We start from the raw sequence: 21,568 nt of genomic DNA on the forward strand, positions 1-21,568 counted from the left end.
CAGCGTTCATCCTGAGCCAGGATCAAACTCTCCAATAAAGTTAGTTTGTCTAGCATCTAAAATAAAAATTGACGTTTCACGTTGTTTGTTTCGTTCAGTTTTCAAAGAACTAAAAGCGGGTGAAGAGAATCGAACTCTCGACCAGAGCTTGGAAGGCTCTTGTTTTACCACTAAACTACACCCGCGTGGTCGGGAAGACAGGATTTGAACCTGCGACCCCCTGGTCCCAAACCAGGTGCTCTACCAAGCTGAGCCACTTCCCGTAATTGGCGCGCCCGAGAGGAGTCGAACCCCTAACCTCTTGATCCGTAGTCAAACGCTCTATCCAATTGAGCTACGGGCGCTTATTCATGATGTTTTTTCGTCGTTGTAATTTGGCGACTCAATTATCTTATCATACTACATTTTCAAATGCAAGTACTTTTTAAGATTTTTTTGATGCGGCCGAGAGGACTTGAACCTCCACGGGGTTTCCCCCACTAGGCCCTCAACCTAGCGCGTCTGCCGTTCCGCCACGACCGCGCGAAAAAAAACAAAAGTGAGCCATGAAGGACTCGAACCTTCGACCCTCTGATTAAAAGTCAGATGCTCTACCAACTGAGCTAATGGCTCGTAAATGGCTGGGCTAGCTGGATTCGAACCAGCGCATGACGGAGTCAAAGTCCGTTGCCTTACCGCTTGGCTATAGCCCATCGAAATAATTTTCTTCTTTTCAAAGACAAATGTTATTGTACCATAATGTCCAATAAAAAACAACTGCTATATAGCAGAAGTTAAAATGGCGGTCCCGACCGGGGTCGAACCGGCGATCTCCTGCGTGACAGGCAGGCATGTTAACCACTACACCACGGGACCATTTGGTTGCGGGGACAGGATTTGAACCTGCGACCTTCGGGTTATGAGCCCGACGAGCTACCGTGCTGCTCCACCCCGCGACAATACTATTCATATAAAATTATATGGTGGAGGATGACGGGATCGAACCGCCGACCCCCTGCTTGTAAGGCAGGTGCTCTCCCAGCTGAGCTAATCCTCCGAAGTGGTGACCCGTACGGGATTCGAACCCGTGTTACCGCCGTGAAAGGGCGGTGTCTTAACCACTTGACCAACGGGCCAATATGTATGGCAGAGAAGAAGGGATTCGAACCCTCGCACCGCGTTAGCGATCTACTCCCTTAGCAGGGGAGCCCCTTGAGCCACTTGGGTACTTCTCTGTATGGCTCCGCAGGTAGGACTCGAACCTACGACCGATCGGTTAACAGCCGATAGCTCTACCACTGAGCTACTGCGGAATAATGAAGACAATTTGTATCTTATAAAAATTCTCTCTGTAAGTCAAGAAGTTTTTAACAACATCTTGTTCAAACGTGACATGTTTATAATATACTGGATTGCGTTTTTACTGTCAAGATGTTTTCGATATCGGTTTGAGTTTCCCTTTACACTTTCCACAGACATATCTTTTTGTATTTATTTGACGCCTTCTTACATATTGAAGTGAACACTCCATACATTCATACTTGTAAACCTTTTTTTCCTTCTCTTCATTAATCATTCGTTTACAAAAACGTGGTGCATCAACTTTCTTTAACAACTCACGAAAATCTCTATCCCTGTGCTTATACCCTCTTCCTGCAATATGTAAGTGATAATGACAAAGCTCATGTTTAATAATCCCGACTAACTCTTCTTCACCATACACTTCGTAATATCGATAATTCAGTTCGATATTATGACTCTTCAACAAATAACGCCCACCAGTTGTACGTAATCTATTATTAAACACTGCTTTATGTAAGAACGGCATCTCAAAGTATTGTAGTGACACTTCTTCCACTAGTCGCTGAATTTCTTGCTCATCCACTCTCATTCCTCCTAAACAAAAAAATATTTTTACACTTTTCTCCCTTCTTATACATATATTAAATAGTACATATACCCATCCTCATGTAAGAAGCGTGGTTTCTAAAAACAAAACATGAATAGAAATCCACTCACCAACCTCTCATCAATAGCATTTTAGATTTTTGAGAGCAGGATTAAACAAGGAGGGATTCCTATGCCTACGTGGCTAAAAAAACAAATGCAACGTGCATATTTCGAAAAAAACCGGTATCAAATTAAATTATTAAATGAATGCTGGTTTTATTATAGCAAAATACATCAAAGCTCATAATCCATTACACTTTTTATTCCATAAAAAAAGAGCAGTTTCATCTGCTCTCTTCTCTTACTATTCAATCGGCAACATAGATAGTGCAACGCGTCCTTTTTTTGTATCAATATCATCTACCCATACTTTTACAATTTGCCCTACTGATACAACATCTAACGGATGCTTTACAAACTGTTTGCTAAGTTTAGAAATATGTACTAAACCATCTTGCTTTACGCCAACATCAACAAAAGCACCAAAATCAACAACGTTACGAACTGTTCCTTCTAGTTCCATACCACGTTTTAAATCTTCTAATTTCAAAATCCCTTTTTTCAGAAGTGGTTTAGGCAACTCATCCCTCATATCTCTTTCTGGACTAATAAGCGCATCTATAATATCAACTAACGTCGGCTCCCCAACTCCTGTTTCTTGAGATAACTTAGAAATCTCTACTTCTTCCAATCTCTTTTGTAATTGCGGTTGTCCTACGTCATCTATCGATAACCCTAGACTCTTCAATAACAATTCAACATTTTTATATTGCTCTGGATGAATACCTGTTCGATCTAATGGATTCGCTCCTTCTAGTATACGTAAGAAACCTATACATTGTTCATACGTCTTTGCACCTAAACGCGGGATTTTCTTTAATTCCGTGCGCTTTGTGAATTTCCCATCTTCTTCTCTCTTTGCCACAATATTTTTCGCAACAGTTTTCGATAAACCTGAAACATATTGTAACAATGCAACCGAAGCCGTATTTACATTAACCCCAACTTGGTTAACAGCTGTTTCTACTACAAATGTTAATGACTCATTCAGTCTCTTTTGAGATACATCATGTTGGTATTGTCCAACCCCAACTGATTTAGGATCAATTTTCACAAGTTCAGCAAGTGGATCTTGCAGACGTCTTCCAATAGAAACGGCACTTCTCTCTTCAACTTGTAAATTTGGGAATTCCTCACGGGCTAAATCAGAAGCCGAATACACACTCGCACCCGCTTCATTTACAATAATATAAAAGACATCTCGGTTCACACTTTGTAATACATCTACTATAAACTCTTCTGTTTCTCTAGATGCTGTCCCATTACCAATTGCAATCATTTCAACTTGATATTTATCTATAATAGAAAGAACTTGCGTTTTTGCATCATCATATTTACGAACAGGTGGATGCGGATAAATAACATCGATATGTAGTACTTTCCCCGTATCATCTACTACAGACAATTTACAACCAGTTCTATATGCCGGATCTACCGCTAGCACGACTTTCCCTTTCATCGGAGGTTGTAATAATAAGTTACGTAAGTTCTCAGAGAAAATATGTATCGCTTGTTCTTCAGCTGTTTCTGTTAATTCTTTACGAATTTCTCTTTCGATTGAAGATTGAATTAATCGTTTATAACCATCTTCAATCGCTAATTGTACATAATGTGCACTTTTCGAATCGTTATCACGAATTACTTTCTTATTTAAGAAAGTTACTATCTCATCTACTGGCGGAACAACAGCAACTCTCAATATATCTTCTTTCTCGCCACGATTCATTGCTAATACACGATGTGGTACTACTTTTTGCAATGGTTCTTCATAATTGTAATACATTTCATATATATTCTTTTCATCTTTTTCTTCATCTTTCACGGACGAAGACATAACACCTTTTCTAAAAGTAACATTTCGAATCCAACTACGATACGCAGCTTCATCTGAAACCATTTCTGCAATAATGTCTTGTGCACCTTGTAAAGCTTCTTCTGCAGATTGCACTTCTTTCTCTACATTAATAAATTCCACTGCCTTTTTAGCCGGATCTTCTTTCTTATATAACAATAACCATTCAGCTAATGGTTCTAATCCTTTTTCTTTAGCAATTGTCGCTTTCGTTCTTCTTTTCTCTTTATATGGACGATATAGATCTTCTACTTCTTGCAACTTTGTAGCTTTAACAATTTGCTGTCGTAGCTCTTCTGTCAGTTTCCCCTTCTCATCAATAAGACGAAGAACTTCTTCCTTCCTATCTTCAAGTTGCATCATATATTGCCATCTCTCTAAAATCGTACGAATTTGCACCTCATCTAAAGAGCCTGTCCATTCTTTTCGGTAACGAGCAATAAATGGAACTGTGTTACCTTCTTCTGTTAATTGAATAACATGACGAACTTGCTTTTCGGTAAAGCCTAATTCTTTCACTAACATTTTCATTAACGCTTGTCGATTATCTACCATTTCCATATACAACCGTAACCTCCTCTATAATAAAAAAAGTTGCCCTTCAAAGAGAGCAACTTAAACTGCCGATTTAAAAATCTATTAGTCCTAAACTAATTTGTAACGCTTCATCTACACGACTCATCATCACTTCATCCAAATGAGTGATTTTGTCCGTTAAGCGTTGCTTATCGATTGTTCGAATCTGCTCAAGTAAAATAACAGAATCTCTCTCAAAACCATACTTTTTCGCATCAATTTCCACATGAGTGGGTAATTTCGCTTTTTGAATCTGTGCAGTAATAGCCGCTACAATCACCGTTGGACTAAAACGATTTCCGATGTCATTTTGAATGACAAGAACCGGACGAACGCCTCCTTGCTCAGAACCAACAACTGGGGAAAGGTCTGCAAAATACACGTCGCCGCGTTTTACAATCAAAATATTACCCCCCGCTAACTAAGCGTTCTACTGTATGAGCTGCTTCATACTCTGCTAAGAAAGCTTCAGATGCAATACCAAGATTAATTTTTCCCATTTCAATGTACCCACGTCGCATTGATTCATGTTGGTAGCGTTTCTTCGTCTTATGTTGACGCAATAACAATTGTGTTGCCTGGCAAATTAGTTCATGGCGATTCTTATTCTCTTGTTTTCCAATTCCGTCCAATTCCGTTACCATTTGCTTTGGCAACCGAACCACGATTTCAGTAGTTACACTTGATTCGGACACAAAAATACACCTCCACCGTCAACTACACACCCAAATATATATATGACACCTATTGTAATAATACCATTGTATGGAGCCTGTTGCAAAGACTTCCTTATTCCTTGCTTATGTTTTCCAATTCACAAACAAAACATTCATCTTCTTAAATTTTTTATCTCATAACTAACTAAAAACAATAGAACTCCTCTTCAAAACTTACGTGCAACTTATATAAAAAATGATTATAAGTAAAAAGCTTCTCATCAAAAAGAGCTTATTATCCAGCAATGAACAGTCACTCCAATGACAAGAAGCAATCATAATACCTTCTATATATTGTTCAAGTAATTAATTATCTCTACAACCTTACCATTCCGTATAAATATTCTTGGCACACGGAAACTAATCGTTGCAATAATTTCATAATTAATAGTCCCTGAGTATTCCGCAACCTCTGTAGCGCTAATATACTCATCTCCTTGCCTTCCAATAAGCGTAACTTTCGTACCAAGTGGCACTTCACAAGGAAGATGAATCATGAACTGATCCATTGTTACTCTCCCTACAATCGGTACCCTTTTACCATTTATAAGCACTTCAAATCCTTGTAACCTTCTAAGCCACCCATCTGCATAGCCAATCGCTACAGTCGCAATCCATTCTTCAGTTTTCGTTCGGTAGGTGACGTTATAACTAATTCCATCACCTTTAATTACCTGTTTAATATGAGCGACTTTCGTATGAAGTGATAGCGCCGGTTCTAATTCAAATGGTAAAAAAGGACGTATTTCTACAGAAGGAGATAATCCATACATTGCAATCCCAATTCGCACTGCATTAAATGTAATCCCTTGAAAACGTAACGTCGCAGCACTATTAGCTGTATGAACAAGCTTAGGATCCACTCCGAATTCTTTCAACCAACTTAACTGCTCTAAGAACGTGTTATATTGCTTATCAAAATACGAAGTCTCAACTTCATCTGACGTTGCAAAATGCGTGTATACTCCTTCTAACTCTAAAAACGGTGCACCCTCTAAACTCTTTAAAAATTCTTTTAGCTCTTTTCTTTCACGTATTCCAATTCTCCCCATACCACTATCAAAGTTAATATGGAATTTCATTACAGATAAACCATCCCAAAGTTCAATTGCTTCGTCCACCCATTCTTTTTGAAAAACAGTTAGCGCTACATCATTTTCAGCAGCTACATTTACATCACGTGGCGGCGAGGGACCTAACACTAAAATCGGCTCAGTAATACCAGCCCTCCGAAGCACTAAAGCTTCATCTAAAAAAGCAACAGCTAACCTTGTTGCACCTGCTTCTAATGCCGTTTTAGCCACCGGTACATAATCGTGCCCATATGCGTTTGCTTTAACTACAGCAAAAATCTCTACATTACTTGGGATGAACTCTTTAATATGTGTAACGTTGTTATAAATGGCATCTAAATCCACTTCCACCCAAGTGTCACGGTAAAATGGTGCTTCTTCCATAAATACACTTCCTTATACACGATATGCGAAGCTTATTCTTTTATATGCTTCTTTTATGAAATCCACCTTCAAACTAAGAAAAGACGTGGTGCACATATATCACCACGTCTAAGAAGTTTACTTCACCTGCTTCGCTGTAACTGAACGAGCAACCATTAACAGCTCCTTCGGCTCTAAACCTTTAGACACGAGCATATATTCTACTCCGTTATGCGACCACGTTACAGAGTCTTTCGTCAATGCACCAATCGTAAACCCAAGATCAACTGGTTCTCCACTTACACTTACCGCTGATGAAGCCTCTGCAACTTTTGCCTTTTCTTGTATTAAAGTAAAGGATTTCTTATTTTCAGTGTATGTGAGTATCGCACGCTTGCCACTGTCTGTCTTCAACTCTTTTTCATCTTGCAGAGTCATACCTTGTGGTGTATCAAGTGGATACAAAATAGCAAACGGTTTGTCTTCTTTCGCTGTAGTTTGAATATCTACCTGCGCTCTAGACATATTTTGTTTCGTATCAAATGCACCTTTATCAAATTTCGCATCAAATTTCACTTTAGAGAAATCTACTTTCACAAGAACATTTTGATCATTATCCATTAACTTCACTGAAACTGGAGTCAAATCGCTCTTATTCAATGTAATCTCTTGTCTAGGCAACATATTTTGATGTTGATAATTTGTTTTTGTTTTAAAAATATAATACTTATCTGTTTTCTCAAAAGTAAGGTTTTTCTTGTCCTGCAAAATATCTCTTACAAGTGATTCATATAAATAAGCCTGGCTACTATTTTGCGGCCAATCACTTTGAAAACGGAAGCTCTTATTAAGTGCTGGCGTTAATACAAATACACCTTCTTCATTTCTCAAAATAATTTGGCTTTGATCTTTTTTTGCATTTTTTAAATTCACACGATAAAAAGACGGTTCCTTATGCCAAATCTCTACGTTATACTCTTGAGGCTCATTGCCTGTTTTAATAGATAATTTTGCCTCAGCTTGATAACTTTTCATCCCTTTTACTTTTGATTCTAAATCTCTCACGACATCATCTTGCTTCTTTTCCATACAACCCGCCAACACAAAAACGGTCAACAAACCGACAAGAACTAAAAACAGACGCCTTTTCATCAATTCAGCCCCTTTGCCCCTATAAATGAATGGAAGATGTACCTTCCTTATCGCTACCTCAAATATATGAGACAAAGATATAAAATATGCAGACTAGCGTGACGAGCTTTCTAAAACAACTTGAGCAACAGCAAATTCCTTACTATGACTAATTGATAAATGAACAATATACTCTGTACTTGTAATCAGAATTGGCTTACCTCTTTCATCATTTTTCACTTCAATATCTAAAAAACTCACTTCTTTTCCGATACCAGTACCTACAGCTTTTGAATACGCCTCTTTCGCTGCAAACCTTCCAGCTACAAACTCTGTAAGGCGACTTCCTTTCAGCTCCATAGCAACATTACGTTCATTTTCCGTTAAAATACGTTCCATAAATTTAAGCTTTCCATCTAGCATTTTTTCAATACGATTTAATTCAATAATATCGATACCAATCCCTATAATCATTTCGAAATCCCCTTCTTCTATTTAACTTTCTTCTTTCATATTGATAAGAATAACAGAGAATCTTTCTGATGCAAAAGGGGTGAAAGTAACCGTATGCTAATAAGATCCACCCATATTTCTTTACAACCGACTATTCTTACCTTACTTCTTATTCATCTAGTCATGATGATATTAGGCGACTTTTTTCTCTTCCCACTGGCAGCCTCTAATGAATATATCGCTAAAGGAGAATGGTGGCGTGTCATAACTTCTCTTCTTGTACACGTAGACTTACAACATTTTCTTTCTAATATTATTTTTTTGTTTGCTCTTGGTTCTTCTATCGAAAAGCAACTCGGACACTTTTCTTTTTTTATTCTATTTTTTCTCTCTGGAATTTCAGGAAATATTTCTTCTTATATTATTATGCCACTTGAATATATTCACGCAGGTGCATCAGGTGGTATTTTCGGACTATTAGGTGCACAGTTATTTTTATTGTACAATCGATACCGCTCTTCAAAACCAAAAGAAATTGCTATTTTCTCAATTATGATACTTCTATTACTTCTATTTACTTTCTTTAATCCTTCTGCCAATCCGATCAGTCATTTAACAGGTTTAATAACCGGTGGCATTTTAACCCCTTTTTTAACAAAAAAAAACGATGGTGCAAAGCTTATTTAATATAAAAGCTTGCACCATCGATAATTTCTACATCTACTTGTTCACTTAAATCTCTCATTAATTGAAATAAAGACTCATCCTTCATCTTCGCCTCAATCATACAATCAATTTGCGGAACACTTCCCTTTATCCTTCTTAAAAAAGATAAAAATGCCTCTACATTAATATAATCTGCATGAGCTCTTGGATCTTTTCCCTCTCTAGGGCTAGAGATATGCATTTTAACCGGCAACAAAGACGTTTCCCACGTATGAACGACACGTGCCCAATCTTCATACCAATCTTCTTGCTCATTATTCATCATATGGTGATGCAAGTCAAATACGACGGGAATATCTAATTTTTCTCCTAAATATAATGTTTCCTCTAACGTAAAGGTTGTATCATCATTTTCTAATATAATCATTTCTTGAATACCCCTTGGGACATTCGACCAATTCTCTATAAAGCGCTCTAATGCAAGTTCTTTATCTTTATATCCTCCTCCAACATGCAGTACACATCGTTGCTTATGTTCAATCCCCATACCTTTTAATAATTTTTTGTGCATCTGCAATGTTTTTACAGATTGTTTAAAAACACTCTCCTCAGGTGAATTTAGTACAACAAAATGATCTGGATGGAAATCAATTCTCATATTCATATGAACTGCATATTCACCTAGTTTTTTTAAATTTTCTTTTAAAGGACGAATATAGTTCCACTCTATCAATTCCTCATGATTCGCTAAAGGAATGAGCTTTGAACTGAGCCGAAAGAAAGATATGTCATGCCCTTTATTATGCTTTAATAAACGTAAACAATTTTCTAAATTGGAATTAGCAATTCTTTCAAGTTTACGAATTGCAGCAGCACGATCATCTAATTTCTGAAACTGTGCATACGTCATCGTTTGAGATGGAGATGCATTCTTCAAATGTACACTCATCGCAACGTAACCAAGCCTTACAAGCATATAACAGCCCCTTTTCTATCATAACTATTATGTAGTATGCACAATTATAGAAATAAAAAAAGAGAATGCCCGCAAAGGGCATTCTCTTTTTTTTATTAAGCTTGTGGACGGCTATGATGTTTTCTTTCGCCGCGTCCATTTGAAGAACCAGGGCGACCTTGGCCTTCACCTCTACGACCACGACTACCACCATCACGATTACGATCGCGGTTACCATCACGATTGCGATCACGGTTTCCGTCACGATTACGTCCATCACGGTTACGGTCACGATTACGTCCATCGCCACCGCCTCGTGCATCACGACTACGATTACGGTTACCATCACGGTATCCGCCTCCGTTACCGCCGCGTTTTTTAGAACCGCCGCCTCTTGAAACAACAGGTGGTTCTGATGTTAAAGCGATCGGAGTTGTATCCGGCTCTTTAGTCATCATTTTTAAAGCAGCAGCTACTACTGTTACAGAGTCATTTTCTTCTAACATTTCTTCTGCAATACGCTTGTAGTATGCTAAGTTTTCATTTTCAATTGTGCTTTGAAGCTTTTCAGCGATTAAACGTTGTTGACCTTCTAATGCCTCGTCAAGTGTCGGTGCATCCATGCGGTCCATTTTACGTTTTGTTGTACGCTCGATATTTTTTAATTGTCCTGATTCACGTGGTGTTACAAATAGCATTGCAATACCTTTTTTACCTGCACGACCAGTACGACCGATACGGTGAACGTATGATTCTGGATCTTGTGGAATATCGAAGTTATATACGTGCGTTACGCCTGAAATATCAAGACCACGTGCAGCAACGTCTGTTGCAACAAGAACTTCAATAGAACCTTCTTTAAATTTACGTAATACAGACATACGTTTCGCCTGAGTTAAATCACCGTGAATACCTTCTGCAGCATAACCACGTAAGTTTAATGCTTCTGATAATTCATCAACACGGCGCTTTGTACGACCGAATACGATTGCAAGCTCTGGAGATTGAATATCTAATAAGCGTGTTAACACGTCAAACTTTTTCTTTTCTTGCACTTCTAAATAGAACTGCTGAATGTTTGGCATTGTTACTTCTTTTGCTTTTACTTTAATGTGTTGAGGCTCAGTCATGAAACGCTCAGCAATACGGCGGATTGGATCCGGCATTGTCGCTGAGAATAGTAATGTTTGATGTGTTTCTGGCACATCTGTTAAAATTGCTTCAATGTCTTCAATGAAGCCCATGTTTAACATTTCATCCGCTTCGTCAAGAACAACTGTCTCTACGTTTTGCAGACGAAGTGTTTTACGGTTAATATGATCTAAAATACGACCCGGCGTACCAACAATAATGTGTGGGTGTTTTTTTAGAGCACGAATTTGGCGGTTAATATCTTGACCACCATAAATTGGTAAAATACGAACACGTTTATGCTTACCAATTTTGTATAATTCTTCTCCAACTTGAATTGCTAATTCACGCGTTGGCGCGATAACAATACCTTGAACCGATTCTTTATGTGTATCCACTTTATCTAATAGTGGTAATCCGAATGCTGCTGTTTTCCCTGTACCTGTTTGCGCTTGCCCAATAATATCTTTACCTTGCAATGCATGTGGAATTGTTTCAGCTTGAATTGGTGTAGCCTCTTCAAAGCCCATACTTTCAACAGATTGCAGTAAAGAATCACTTAATCCTAATTCTCGAAATGTTGTCAATGTTACTTCTCCTTTTCTATCCTATACTTATCATTTAAAAAAAGGCGTTTTCCGAATTTGCGGAAAAGCCCTTTTCCTGAATGCTCACGTATATAAACGGGCGTATATTCTTCACGAAAATACTTCTAAACGTTATTACACTTTATCAATTATAAGTTTTGTATGTGTAAAAAGCAAACCCAACTGTTACCTTATTTTCATATTCAGAGTTTTTTTCTTCACTTTTATTTTTTTATATTTACTGTAAGCGCTTATTATAAGTTTCTTCTATTTTCGTAACTATCATCCCTATTTATATACACCAATTATTTCAACATCGTAATTACTTCTTCTAATTTCATACCGCGAGATGCTTTTATTAATACAACATCTTTCACATCGACTACTGCTTGTAAATCTTTTACTAACTCTTCTTTATTATCATACGCCTTTACACGTTCATTAGGGAAATTAATTTTCGCTCCTTCAGCAATTTGAGCCCCTAATCTACCGTATGTGAATACATACGAGATTTTTGCTGGATCGATTAATTTTCCTACCTCATAATGGAACTGTACTTCTTGATCTCCAAGTTCTAACATATCACCGAGCACAACGATTTTTTTAGCAAAACCATCTAAACCATTCATTAAATGGAATGCTGCTTCCATAGCCGTCGGACTTGCATTATAAGCATCGTTGATAATTGTTAAACCACTATTTGTTTTCACAATTTCCATACGCATGCCCGTCATTTGAAGTGTTACTAAACCTTCTTTCATCTCTTCCCACGTTACACCAAAATGTTTCGCAATTGCCATTGAAGCAAGTGTATTATACACATTATGTTTTCCTAACACAGGTAAGTAGAATGAAATATTTTCATCTCTATTCATTTTGAAATGTGTCCCAGTTGCTTGTAATGTTACAGTCGTTGGATAATAATCGTTTGCTCTTGCATCACCAAACGTAACCGTTTCTGCTGCTAAATTCATTTCAGGAACACGATTCGTTAATAAAGGCTCATCTCCGTTATATACGAACACGCCACCTTCTTGTAACCCTGTAACAATTTCTAATTTCGCTTCAGCAATTGCCTCACGAGATCCTAAATCCATTAAATGTGCCTCACCGATATTCGTAATGATAGCTGCATTAGGACGAGCTAACTTAGATAAGAATTCAATTTCGCCTCGGCTTGACATACCCATCTCTAATACTGCTACTTCTGTATTTTCTTCTAAGTTTAAAATGGTAAGAGGTAATCCGATATGGTTATTGAAGTTCCCTTCTGTTTTTTGCACTTTGAATTTAGTCGCAAGAAGACTTGTTACAATATCTTTCGTAGATGTTTTACCGTTACTACCCGTTACACCTACAACTTTAACATCCAATTGATCACGATAGTTTTTCGCTAACATTTGCAATGCCGATAGCGTGTCTTCCACAAAAATAACCGGAAGATTCTCAGGTGGATTCGCTACATCTTTCATCCATAATGTAGCCACAGCTCCATTTTCAACAGCTTTATCTACAAAACCATGTCCATCAAAGCGCTCCCCTTGAATCGGAACATACAAGTTTCCTTTTTCAATTTTTCTTGTATCAATAGACACGCCTTGAATAGTAATTCCCTCATATTGCTCTGCTAATCCAGTACCATTTACCATCTGTTCCACTTGCTTTAACATTCGCTTTATCATATAGAAACGCTCCTTACATAGAGGAAGCACTATTCCTATGAATAGTGCTTCCTCCTTTTTTGTTAGATTGTATATTTAATTTTTTGTTTTTCTTCGTGACGTTCAATCGCTAAACGAATTAGCTCTTCGATTAATTCTGGATACGGTAACCCAGTATGTTGCCATAATAGAGGGAACATACTGAACGGTGTAAATCCTGGCATTGTGTTTACTTCGTTAATATACACTTCTCCATCTTTCGTTAAGAAGAAATCAGCTCGCGTTAAACCTGCACCGTCTAATGATTGGAATGCAATAATCGCATCACGCTTAATTACATTAGATTCTTCTTCTGTCATTTCAGCTGGAATAATTAGCGCTGTATCACCATCGATATATTTCGACTTATAATCATAGAAGTCCTTTTTCGGAACGATTTCACCTACAACTGAACATTTCGGCTCATCATTACCTAGTACCCCAACTTCTACTTCACGACCTACAATATTTTCTTCTACAATAATTTTGCGATCAAATTGGAATGCCTCTACAAATGCATCCTCAAGTTCTTCACGATTTTTACACTTATTAATACCAACACTTGAACCAAGGTTCGCTGGTTTTACGAAGCAAGGATATCCTAACTTATCTTCTACTTTAGAATAAGCTTCCTCACGATTTTTTTCCCATGCACTACGAATGAAGGATGCATATTTTGCTTGTTTTAAACCAGCCTCTGCAAAGATGTTTTTCATAACAACTTTATCCATACCAGCAGATGATGCTAGAACACCATTTCCTACATAAGGGATATTCATTAATTCTAATAGTCCTTGAACCGTTCCATCTTCACCGTTTGGTCCATGTAGTAATGGGAAAATAACGTCAATAGCGTTCTCCTCAGAAGCTGCAGATGGGATAATTTCTGTACTTAATGATAACGGAGAAATCGCATTTTCTGCACCGCTCATTTTTAAAACTTCAACATCTGTTACTTCGCCTTCAATACGCTCACCACGTACCCATTGACCTTGTTCTGTAATATAAATTGGATGAATCTCGAATTTATCTTGATTTAACGCTTTAATAGCAGCAAGAGCCGTCTGTAGCGAAACTTGATGCTCAGCTGATTTTCCACCATATAATAAACCTAATTTAATTTTCGTCAATGAAATCACCCTAACCAATTGTTTTCATTTTTCTATTTTAGCACTTTTTATAAAAATAGGTAGTTCCTATTTGAAATAAAATGTAACTTCCATAAATAATTAAATAACATCACTTATTGGTTTTTCATTTCATTTTCTATATAGCTACACAAAATAAAATGGCAATCTAATCTAGTTATGTACCTAAAATATGTAGAAATCCCCTCTTTTGTGTATGTCACCTATTCACTAAGACGATTGTTTGGTCAGTGTGTCTTTTTGCCTTTGCTCCACAAGGCGATCTAAAGAAACATATACAATACCTGCAACTACACATCCTACAGCTAAAATTGTAAATAGAAAGTGACCAAGTAATCGATCTAATAAAAAACCTCCCAAAAGTGGGCCAAATGCGCTTCCTGTAATCCACTGCAAACTTGCAGCTCCCATATAAGTCCCTCTCAAATGCTCAGGGGCCAAATTTGCTACAAATGTCATCTGTACAGGCGACATAATCATTTCACCTAACGTATATATAGCATAAACGAACAGTAGTGTTATTAAAATAATTGTAGCATTTGTATTAAATTCTCCAAACCACTTCGGTAACCACCCTATAAAAAATAATCCAATCCCGAATAAACATGCACCATATAACATCGTCTTCCCGACTGGTTTATCCGTAGCCCATTTTGAAATTTGAAACTGGAATAAAACAACTAATAGTCCGTTTAACGCCATTAAATATGGATATGGATTATTCGTTCCAAAAATACGCTTCATTTCATTATCAAAATGTAGTGGCAACATGCCTTCGGTTTGAGAAAACCCCATCGAAATGATAATACCTGCTAATAAGTAAATCATTAATGCCTTATCTTGCATTACAATTTTCCAAACTGCTCCAGATTCCTTTTCTTTATGTTCTTCCCTATCTGTCCTTTTTGGCATCGTCTCTTGAATAAGAAGTAATACAAGTAACGCATAAAATAGCATTGTAGAAGAGGCAATAATAAACACAAGGTTCTTTGACAACACAACTACTGATGCTCCCATTATCGGACCAATCGCAGCACCTATATTGTGTCCCATTCGTAATAAACCATATGCCTCTGTTCTTTTTTCTGGTACCGTTACATCTGCGACCATAGCTGATGCAGCTGGATGAAATAAAGAATTACTCAACCCTAAAAAAATAGATAAAATTGCATATGGAATAAATCCTTCTATAAATAGAAAACCGAGCATTAATAATGCATTACTTGCCATAGAAAATATCATAATAGGCTTTCTTCCATATATGTCAGCAATTCTCCCTCCTATAAGTGATCCAAAGCTTGCAGCAATTGGAGAAAGCGCCATAATAACCCCAACTTCCAACAACGAATCTACCTTATCTTTTAAATATAATGCAAAAAAAGGCATTAACATCATCATTGCAATTCCATTTAACGTCTCTCCAATAAATCGAATCCATACGTTACGGTCCATCTCCCTTAACTCACGCCACGTATTTTTCATCATTCCACCCCTTTAGTTAGCCAACAATTATCTTATAATAAGTTCAGAAAAATGTAAATTTTCAAATAAAAAATCCATTCTAACAGAATTAGAATGGATTTTTTTCGCTTATAAATTTGCAACATCTTCTTCTTTTTTACTATTATTTAAAGCACTATGTTTTCGGCTATATAAGAAGTAAACCGCTATACCAATAACCATCCATATCCCAAAACTAATCCACGCTGTCCCCGATAATTGAAGCATTAAGTATAAACAGAAAATCACTGTTAATGCTGGTAAAAATGGTACAAGCGGAGCCTTAAATGCCCTTGGTAAGTCTGGATGAGTTCTTCTCATTACGATTACCGCAACAGCTACGAGTGCAAATGCTGACAATGTCCCCATATTTACAAGATGCGCTAAAACATTTAAATCTATTAATCCTGAAATCAGTGCCGCAATAATTCCCGTTGTCCATGTATTTAAAAATGGCGTTTTAAATTTCGGATGAACTTTAGCTAGACGCTTCGGCAGTAAACCATCTCGGCTCATCGCATAAGAAACACGAACTTGCCCATACATCATAACTAGCATTACTGTTGTAATTCCTGTAATTGCTCCTACTGAAATTACCCCCGCTAAACCATCTTGTCCAATAAATTGAAGTGCGAAAGCAACTGGATCTGATATATTTAGCTGCCCGTATGGAACAATTCCTGTCAAAATAAGCGAAACAACGATATAAAGAACTGTACAAATTAATAACGATGCAATAATACCAATTGGTAAATCACGTTGCGGACGTTTCACTTCTTCTGCCGCTGTTGAAACTGCATCAAATCCTATAAATGCGAAAAATACTGTAGCCGCTCCAGCCATTACACCATCTAAACCAAATGGCATAAAAGGCGTCCAGTTTTCAGGTTTCACATAATTAAAACCAGCAAAGATAAAAATAAGAACAACTGCTATTTTAATAAATACCATAATGTTATTTACTCGTGCACTTTCACGAACACCCCTAGATAAAAGAACTGTCATCACTAAAATAATTAGAACTGCAGGTAGATCAATTATTCCACCCTTACCTGTACCAGGAGCCGAGGAGAGAATAGTCGGGATATGAATTCCAAACCCCTTTAATAAAGATTGAAAATATGCAGACCAACCGTTCGCTACAGCAGATGTAGCAAGTAAATATTCCAGCATTAAATCCCAGCCAATTAAAAATGCGAATACTTCCCCCATCGTCGCGTATGTATACGTATACACACTGCCCGAGACAGGAACTGAAGAAGCAAATTCAGCATAACAAAATGCAGCAAAGGCACAAGCTAGAGCGGCAATCGCAAATGATAATATAATAGCTGGCCCAGAATGTTTCGCTGCCACAACACCCGTTAGAACAAAAATACCAGTTCCAACAATTGCTCCGATTCCAAGCATAGTTAAATCTAGCGCGCCCAATGTTCTTGCTAACGTTTTTTGCTTACTTTCTTGCATTAACTTTGCAATTGGCTTCTTTTGAAAAATTCGCTTCATCTTTCACTCCTCCAAGTTTTAAATTTTCTGAAAATTTTTAATTCGCTTTTTTATTTTACTCATTACGCTTTTCCTAGTCAATACTTTTGTCGAAACAAGTAGAAATTCTTCTAAATATGCACGATCCTTATCATTCTTTCTATATATCTTTCGACAACTCTTTTTGGTATTATTACACATGTCGATTCCACAAAAAAGGCATGCTCCCTTATTGAGAGCATGCTTTTTTTACTTATTTCACAGTATATGAACCTTGTTCAATCCAGCTATACATATACTTTTCATCTTCTGTTTCATGTGCTTGTTTGACAATACGAAGCGGACGGAATGTGTCTATCATAACAGCTAATTCAAGCGTCTCTTTCTTCCCTATACTTGCCTCCGTTTTCCCAGGATGCGGCCCATGGGGAATCCCGCTCGGATGAAGTGTAATAGAACCTTCTTCCACACCTTTGCGACTCATAAAGTTTCCTTCTACATAGTAAAGAACTTCATCACTATTAACATTACTATGATAATATGGTGCCGGAATTGACTCTGGATGATAATCGTATAAACGTGGTACGAAAGAGCAAATAACAAAATTATGTCCTTCAAATGTTTGATGTACTGGCGGCGGCTGATGAATGCGCCCTGTAATTGGTTCAAAATCCTCTACATTAAATACCCACGGATATAAATAGCCATCCCATCCAACAACATCTAACGGGTGGTGTCCTAAAACATGTTTATGCATATAGCCTCTTGATTTTGTCATTACGACAAACTCGCCTTTTTCATCATATGTCTCTAATTTTTCTGGACCACGAAGATCTCTTTCACAAAACGGACTATGCTCTAACAATTGTCCGTATTCATTTCGATAACGACGCGGCGTTGTAATTTGGCTATTCGCCTCTACAACAAGAAACTTAGTCTCTCCTTCATCTGGAATAACACGATAAATCGTTCCAATTGGAATCGTTACATAGTCGCCTTTTCTATAGTGAATCGTTCCAAACATCGTTTCAATTTTTCCTGTTCCATAATGAACAAATAACATTTCGTCGCCATCACCATTACGATAGAAATAATCCATTTTTTCTGTTGGACTCACTACTCCAATTAACAAATCTTCATTTCCAAGTATGAAATTCCGTCCACTTATTGCATCACCACTTTTTTTACTTTCTTTCGTTCGAAAGTGGCGATGAGAAAGAGCAACATCCTCTTCATACTGCAACTGACAAGAATGCGATAATGCAGAATGACCTACTTCTGTTGGCATATAATGATGATATAAAATAGACTGCGTACCAGAAAAACCTTTTGTTCCCATTACCTGTTCACGATAAAGCGATCCATCTTTTTTACGAAATTGTACATGTCGTTTATGAGGTAGTTCTCCCATGTGACGATAAAACATGCCCATCACCCGCTTCCTTTTCTTTTTTGATCGTATTACGTAGTGTACCTAAACCAGTAATCGACAGTTCTACAACATCTCCATCTTGTAGCCACTCTTCTGTACCCAGTTCTAAAATACATCCTGTTCCTACTGTCCCAGAACCAATCACATCTCCTGGATATAACGTAACGTCCTCTGAAGCACGTTCAATCATTTCAGCAAATGTATAGTAAATATCTTGGAAGTTTCCCTTTGATAATAGTTTTCCATTTACATGAGCAGTCATTTCTAAATTATATCGATCACCATTACGATAAACGTCTAATTCCTCTTTCGTAACGAGATGTGCTCCTAAAGAAGTTGCAAAGTCTTTTCCTTTCGCTGGACCGAGACCTACTTTCATTTCTGTTGCTTGTAAGTCTCTCGCACTCCAGTCGTTCATAATACAATAACCAAAAATATATTCCTCTGCTTGCTCACGAGAAATATTTCGCCCTTCTTTTCCTATTACGCAAGCAATCTCCAACTCATAATCAAGCTTTTTAGACTTTTTCGGACCAATTACAAAATCACCGGAACCAATTACAGCACGATGATTAGTAAAATAAAAAACCGGAATATCATACCATTCAGGCACAACATCTAATCCTCTTCGTCCGCGAGCTGTTTTTACATGTTGTTCAAATGCGTAAAAATCTCGAATACTACTCGGATTAGGAAGAGCAGCTGTCAATTGTACTTCTTCTAAAGCATATATACCCTTATTTGGATTCTTAATATTCCGCACTACTTCTACATACTCATCTGCTTTCTCTAAAAAAGCCATCATAGAAGAAGGGATTTCTCCTTCACTAGCAAGATTCATATCTATTACTTTGTCACCTTCAAGCCATCCAGCTCGTAGTTCTTTTGAAGGAAGACGAAATGTAACAAATTTCATCCTGATTCCTCCTTATAAAAATGAAATTTCCACCAGCAAAGGGACTTTTGCTGGTGGATACAAATCTTATAAGTTCCCGCGACGCTCTTGTTCTCTTTCAATTGATTCGAATAACGCTTTAAAGTTTCCTTCACCAAATCCACGAGAACCTTTACGTTGAATGATTTCAATAAATAAAGTCGGGCGATCTACAATTGGTTTCGTAAAGATTTGTAGTAAGTAACCTTCATCATCACGATCTACTAAGATCTTTAATTCTTTTAACTTATCAATTTCTTCATCAATTTTTCCAACTCGTGCAGTTAACTCATCATAATAAGTATCAGGTGTATCTAAAAACTCCACCCCATTTGCACGAAGCGCTTCAACTGTTTTAACAATATCACTTGTTAATAAAGCAAGATGTTGTACACCAGCTCCATTATAGAATTCTAGATACTCTTGAATTTGTGACTTTCTCTTTCCGTCTGCTGGTTCGTTAATAGGAAACTTAATACGACTTCCATTCGTCATAACTTTCGACATTAACGCCGAATACTCTGTACTAATATCGTCATCATCAAAATGAATCATTTGTTTAAAGCCCATAACATTCTCGTAATAACTAACCCACTCTTCCATTTTTTCAACATTACCAACTACATGATCAACAGCAATTAAACCAGACTCTTCAAATGGAATATTAAATTCTACCTTTTGGAATCCTGGCATAAATGCCCCTTTATAATTCATACGCTCTACAAGCGTATGAATTGTATCACCATACGTACCAATAACTGCTTTTTTCAATGTACCTTCCTCATCTGTTAATTCCTGTGGTGGAGCAATTGCGACGGCACCACGTTTCACTGCTTCTGAGTATGCTTTATCAACATCATCAACAAGTAGTGCCACATCCTTCACGCCATCACCATGAGTCTTTACAAACTCTGCAATACGATTTTCACTACTTAAAGCTCCAGACACAACGAAACGCATATTTTTTTGCACAAGAACATAAGATACCTTTTCACGGTTTCCAGTTTCTAATCCAGAGTAAGCTACAATTTTGAATCCGAACGCTCTCGCAAGATAATAACTCGATTGCTTTGCATTCCCTACGTAAAATTCCAAATGATCTACATCACGTACTGGAAAAAAGTCCTCCATTTGTGCAGCTAGCGTATCCATAGATTTTTGTTTCATAATATCTTCATCCCCCTGTAAATAGATTAAATGGTCCATACTTAAAACCAACCGAAAACGCTTCCAACATTAATTAATAGAAATTAGTTAGCAAGCTAACAAATTCTGACCTTTAAAATTTTCTATCTTTTCTGTCAAATTCCTCTTTTTTTCTTACATATAAAATTCGACTTTTTTCTCTTTGAAATACAGCTTGATTTTATTCAATGGATTTTTGATTATTCGTTGAATCAAGTTTCAACCGCAGCGTTTAATTAGCATTGAATGCTGGATAATGAGGTAACTTTAATACTTGAGGGTATATAAGAAGAATATAAAAAAGACTCCAACATATTAACTACTTACCAATACGTTAGAGTCTTTATTTTTTTTGAATGATTGTATTTATATATCTCATACTAATACATTTGCAAGGAATAGAATAAATGATGTTACTATTACCGCTCCACCTAAGGATCCTAATAAATCTGTTTTTGTTACTTGAAACACTTGTTCACTGTTCATATCCCTCATTCTCCTTCCTTTTTTGTTTGATTTAAAACTTCTATTATACTAATACGCTTGATAGAAATACGATTAACGCTGTTAATACTACTGCCCCACTTGCTGATCCTACGAAGTCACCTTTTGTTACTTGTAATACTTGCTCTTTCATATCTTTCATTCTCCTCTCTTTTTCTTTTATTACAAAACTTCTATTATACTAATAC

General features: G+C 37.1%; 20 protein-coding genes and 12 tRNA genes. 2 read left to right on the top strand and 30 right to left on the bottom strand.

The genetic code is table 11. From position 1 onward, the window contains the following. Positions 1 to 114: 114 nt before the first annotated feature. From MR143_RS31345 to MR143_RS31405, 13 genes are all read right to left on the bottom strand, one after another. Positions 115 to 185, bottom strand: a tRNA-Gly gene (locus tag MR143_RS31345). Between the two features lies 1 nt (position 186). Beyond that, a tRNA-Pro gene (locus tag MR143_RS31350) sits at positions 187 to 263 on the bottom strand. Positions 264 to 267: 4 nt separating this feature from the next. Beyond that, positions 268 to 344 (bottom strand) — tRNA-Arg (locus MR143_RS31355). A 95-nt stretch (positions 345 to 439) separates the two neighbouring features. Beyond that, positions 440 to 522 (bottom strand) — tRNA-Leu (locus MR143_RS31360). 17 nt (positions 523 to 539) lie between these two features. Beyond that, positions 540 to 612 (bottom strand) — tRNA-Lys (locus MR143_RS31365). 5 nt (positions 613 to 617) lie between these two features. Continuing rightward, positions 618 to 692: transfer RNA gene (locus tag MR143_RS31370), tRNA-Gln, on the bottom strand. Positions 693 to 779: 87 nt separating this feature from the next. Beyond that, positions 780 to 855 (bottom strand) — tRNA-Asp (locus MR143_RS31375). Between the two features lie 3 nt (positions 856 to 858). Beyond that, positions 859 to 935: transfer RNA gene (locus MR143_RS31380), tRNA-Met, on the bottom strand. A 25-nt stretch (positions 936 to 960) separates the two neighbouring features. Then, positions 961 to 1,036, bottom strand: a tRNA-Val gene (locus MR143_RS31385). Positions 1,037 to 1,040: 4 nt separating this feature from the next. Then, positions 1,041 to 1,115: transfer RNA gene (locus MR143_RS31390), tRNA-Glu, on the bottom strand. Positions 1,116 to 1,123: 8 nt separating this feature from the next. Then, positions 1,124 to 1,214 (bottom strand) — tRNA-Ser (locus tag MR143_RS31395). Positions 1,215 to 1,217: 3 nt separating this feature from the next. Continuing rightward, positions 1,218 to 1,292, bottom strand: a tRNA-Asn gene (locus MR143_RS31400). A 113-nt stretch (positions 1,293 to 1,405) separates the two neighbouring features. Next, on the bottom strand, positions 1,406 to 1,864 hold the full coding sequence (locus MR143_RS31405) for a SprT family protein (protein ID WP_000344238.1): 459 nt from the start codon (positions 1,862 to 1,864) through the stop codon (positions 1,406 to 1,408). Between the two features lie 195 nt (positions 1,865 to 2,059). Here MR143_RS31405 and cmpA point away from each other — a divergent pair, with 195 nt between their 5' ends. Beyond that, a complete protein-coding gene (gene cmpA, locus MR143_RS31410) occupies positions 2,060 to 2,176 on the top strand; it encodes a cortex morphogenetic protein CmpA (RefSeq protein ID WP_001143642.1) in 117 nt (38 codons plus the stop codon). Positions 2,177 to 2,233: 57 nt separating this feature from the next. On the opposite strand, the gene MR143_RS31415 is transcribed toward cmpA, so the two are convergent. The 6 genes from MR143_RS31415 to acpS all read right to left on the bottom strand — a co-directional run bounded on the left by MR143_RS31415 (position 2,234) and on the right by acpS (position 8,174). Beyond that, the gene (locus tag MR143_RS31415; RefSeq protein WP_000426234.1) at positions 2,234 to 4,402 is read right to left on the bottom strand and encodes a Tex family protein; all 2,169 of its coding nucleotides are present in this window, start codon (positions 4,400 to 4,402) and stop codon (positions 2,234 to 2,236) included. Positions 4,403 to 4,469: 67 nt separating this feature from the next. Further along, the gene (gene ndoA / locus MR143_RS31420; protein WP_000635965.1) at positions 4,470 to 4,820 is read right to left on the bottom strand and encodes a type II toxin-antitoxin system endoribonuclease NdoA; all 351 of its coding nucleotides are present in this window, start codon (positions 4,818 to 4,820) and stop codon (positions 4,470 to 4,472) included. Between the two features lie 4 nt (positions 4,821 to 4,824). Further along, the gene (locus MR143_RS31425) at positions 4,825 to 5,112 is read right to left on the bottom strand and encodes an antitoxin EndoAI (protein ID WP_000004570.1); all 288 of its coding nucleotides are present in this window, start codon (positions 5,110 to 5,112) and stop codon (positions 4,825 to 4,827) included. A 308-nt stretch (positions 5,113 to 5,420) separates the two neighbouring features. Continuing rightward, a complete protein-coding gene (gene alr / locus MR143_RS31430) occupies positions 5,421 to 6,590 on the bottom strand; it encodes an alanine racemase (protein ID WP_000390611.1) in 1,170 nt (389 codons plus the stop codon). Positions 6,591 to 6,707: 117 nt separating this feature from the next. Next, positions 6,708 to 7,658, bottom strand: coding sequence for a LolA family protein (locus MR143_RS31435; RefSeq protein ID WP_242281264.1), 951 nt, complete (start codon positions 7,656 to 7,658; stop codon positions 6,708 to 6,710). Between the two features lie 156 nt (positions 7,659 to 7,814). Then, the gene (gene acpS, locus MR143_RS31440; RefSeq protein ID WP_000583417.1) at positions 7,815 to 8,174 is read right to left on the bottom strand and encodes a holo-ACP synthase; all 360 of its coding nucleotides are present in this window, start codon (positions 8,172 to 8,174) and stop codon (positions 7,815 to 7,817) included. Between the two features lie 93 nt (positions 8,175 to 8,267). Between acpS and MR143_RS31445 the strand changes: the two genes are divergently transcribed. Further along, a complete protein-coding gene (locus tag MR143_RS31445; RefSeq protein WP_000908521.1) occupies positions 8,268 to 8,840 on the top strand; it encodes a rhomboid family intramembrane serine protease in 573 nt (190 codons plus the stop codon). On the opposite strand, the gene uvsE is transcribed toward MR143_RS31445, so the two are convergent. From uvsE to MR143_RS31500, 11 genes are all read right to left on the bottom strand, one after another. After that, on the bottom strand, positions 8,833 to 9,795 hold the full coding sequence (uvsE, locus tag MR143_RS31450) for a UV DNA damage repair endonuclease UvsE (protein WP_000961160.1): 963 nt from the start codon (positions 9,793 to 9,795) through the stop codon (positions 8,833 to 8,835). The genes MR143_RS31445 and uvsE overlap by 8 nt on opposite strands. 95 nt (positions 9,796 to 9,890) lie before the next feature. Then, a complete protein-coding gene (gene cshA, locus MR143_RS31455; RefSeq protein WP_000206585.1) occupies positions 9,891 to 11,492 on the bottom strand; it encodes a degradosome RNA helicase CshA in 1,602 nt (533 codons plus the stop codon). A 305-nt stretch (positions 11,493 to 11,797) separates the two neighbouring features. Next, positions 11,798 to 13,174 carry a UDP-N-acetylmuramoyl-tripeptide--D-alanyl-D-alanine ligase gene (murF, locus tag MR143_RS31460; protein WP_000595965.1) on the bottom strand — a complete coding sequence of 459 codons (1,377 nt, stop codon included), beginning with the start codon at positions 13,172 to 13,174 and terminating at the stop codon, positions 11,798 to 11,800. A gap of 62 nt (positions 13,175 to 13,236) precedes the next feature. Next, the gene (locus tag MR143_RS31465; RefSeq protein WP_000161441.1) at positions 13,237 to 14,322 is read right to left on the bottom strand and encodes a D-alanine--D-alanine ligase; all 1,086 of its coding nucleotides are present in this window, start codon (positions 14,320 to 14,322) and stop codon (positions 13,237 to 13,239) included. A gap of 228 nt (positions 14,323 to 14,550) precedes the next feature. Further along, positions 14,551 to 15,822 carry an MDR family MFS transporter gene (locus MR143_RS31470; RefSeq protein ID WP_000799727.1) on the bottom strand — a complete coding sequence of 424 codons (1,272 nt, stop codon included), beginning with the start codon at positions 15,820 to 15,822 and terminating at the stop codon, positions 14,551 to 14,553. A 108-nt stretch (positions 15,823 to 15,930) separates the two neighbouring features. Next, a complete protein-coding gene (locus tag MR143_RS31475) occupies positions 15,931 to 17,346 on the bottom strand; it encodes a branched-chain amino acid transporter BcaP (protein WP_000821075.1) in 1,416 nt (471 codons plus the stop codon). Between the two features lie 232 nt (positions 17,347 to 17,578). Next, positions 17,579 to 18,751 carry a homogentisate 1,2-dioxygenase gene (locus tag MR143_RS31480; protein WP_013141710.1) on the bottom strand — a complete coding sequence of 391 codons (1,173 nt, stop codon included), beginning with the start codon at positions 18,749 to 18,751 and terminating at the stop codon, positions 17,579 to 17,581. Then, positions 18,717 to 19,673 (bottom strand): fumarylacetoacetate hydrolase family protein, encoded by a 957-nt coding sequence (locus tag MR143_RS31485; protein ID WP_000673997.1) that lies wholly within the window; start codon positions 19,671 to 19,673, stop codon positions 18,717 to 18,719. The genes MR143_RS31480 and MR143_RS31485 overlap by 35 nt, the downstream gene beginning before the upstream one ends. 66 nt (positions 19,674 to 19,739) lie before the next feature. Further along, positions 19,740 to 20,858 (bottom strand): 4-hydroxyphenylpyruvate dioxygenase, encoded by a 1,119-nt coding sequence (gene hppD / locus MR143_RS31490; RefSeq protein ID WP_242281263.1) that lies wholly within the window; start codon positions 20,856 to 20,858, stop codon positions 19,740 to 19,742. Positions 20,859 to 21,251: 393 nt separating this feature from the next. Next, on the bottom strand, positions 21,252 to 21,362 hold the full coding sequence (locus MR143_RS31495; RefSeq protein ID WP_001083693.1) for a DUF3948 family protein: 111 nt from the start codon (positions 21,360 to 21,362) through the stop codon (positions 21,252 to 21,254). A gap of 43 nt (positions 21,363 to 21,405) precedes the next feature. Next, positions 21,406 to 21,522: a DUF3948 family protein gene (locus MR143_RS31500; RefSeq protein WP_000654250.1), complete on the bottom strand. Its 117-nt coding sequence runs from the start codon at positions 21,520 to 21,522 to the stop codon at positions 21,406 to 21,408. Between the last annotated feature and the right edge of the window lie 46 nt (positions 21,523 to 21,568).

The sequence above is a fragment of the Bacillus cereus group sp. BfR-BA-01347 genome, from assembly GCF_022663835.1.
Classification (GTDB): Bacteria; Bacillota; Bacilli; order Bacillales; family Bacillaceae_G; genus Bacillus_A; species Bacillus_A thuringiensis_K.

Excerpts from the sequence above, each read along its gene's own strand:
- cmpA (WP_001143642.1), top strand. The coding sequence starts at position 2,060 with ATGCCTACGTGGCTAAAAAAACAAATGCAACGTGCATATTTCGAAAAA.
- MR143_RS31415 (WP_000426234.1), bottom strand. The coding sequence starts at position 4,402 with ATGGAAATGGTAGATAATCGACAAGCGTTAATGAAAATGTTAGTGAAA.
- alr (WP_000390611.1), bottom strand. The coding sequence starts at position 6,590 with ATGGAAGAAGCACCATTTTACCGTGACACTTGGGTGGAAGTGGATTTA.
- MR143_RS31435 (WP_242281264.1), bottom strand. The coding sequence starts at position 7,658 with ATGGAAAAGAAGCAAGATGATGTCGTGAGAGATTTAGAATCAAAAGTA.
- acpS (WP_000583417.1), bottom strand. The coding sequence starts at position 8,174 with ATGATTATAGGGATTGGTATCGATATTATTGAATTAAATCGTATTGAA.
- MR143_RS31445 (WP_000908521.1), top strand. The coding sequence starts at position 8,268 with ATGCTAATAAGATCCACCCATATTTCTTTACAACCGACTATTCTTACC.
- uvsE (WP_000961160.1), bottom strand. The coding sequence starts at position 9,795 with ATGCTTGTAAGGCTTGGTTACGTTGCGATGAGTGTACATTTGAAGAAT.
- murF (WP_000595965.1), bottom strand. The coding sequence starts at position 13,174 with ATGATAAAGCGAATGTTAAAGCAAGTGGAACAGATGGTAAATGGTACT.
- MR143_RS31470 (WP_000799727.1), bottom strand. The coding sequence starts at position 15,822 with ATGAAAAATACGTGGCGTGAGTTAAGGGAGATGGACCGTAACGTATGG.
- MR143_RS31475 (WP_000821075.1), bottom strand. The coding sequence starts at position 17,346 with ATGAAGCGAATTTTTCAAAAGAAGCCAATTGCAAAGTTAATGCAAGAA.
- MR143_RS31480 (WP_013141710.1), bottom strand. The coding sequence starts at position 18,751 with ATGTTTTATCGTCACATGGGAGAACTACCTCATAAACGACATGTACAA.
- MR143_RS31485 (WP_000673997.1), bottom strand. The coding sequence starts at position 19,673 with ATGAAATTTGTTACATTTCGTCTTCCTTCAAAAGAACTACGAGCTGGA.
- hppD (WP_242281263.1), bottom strand. The coding sequence starts at position 20,858 with ATGAAACAAAAATCTATGGATACGCTAGCTGCACAAATGGAGGACTTT.
- MR143_RS31495 (WP_001083693.1), bottom strand. The coding sequence starts at position 21,362 with ATGAACAGTGAACAAGTGTTTCAAGTAACAAAAACAGATTTATTAGGA.
- MR143_RS31500 (WP_000654250.1), bottom strand. The coding sequence starts at position 21,522 with ATGAAAGATATGAAAGAGCAAGTATTACAAGTAACAAAAGGTGACTTC.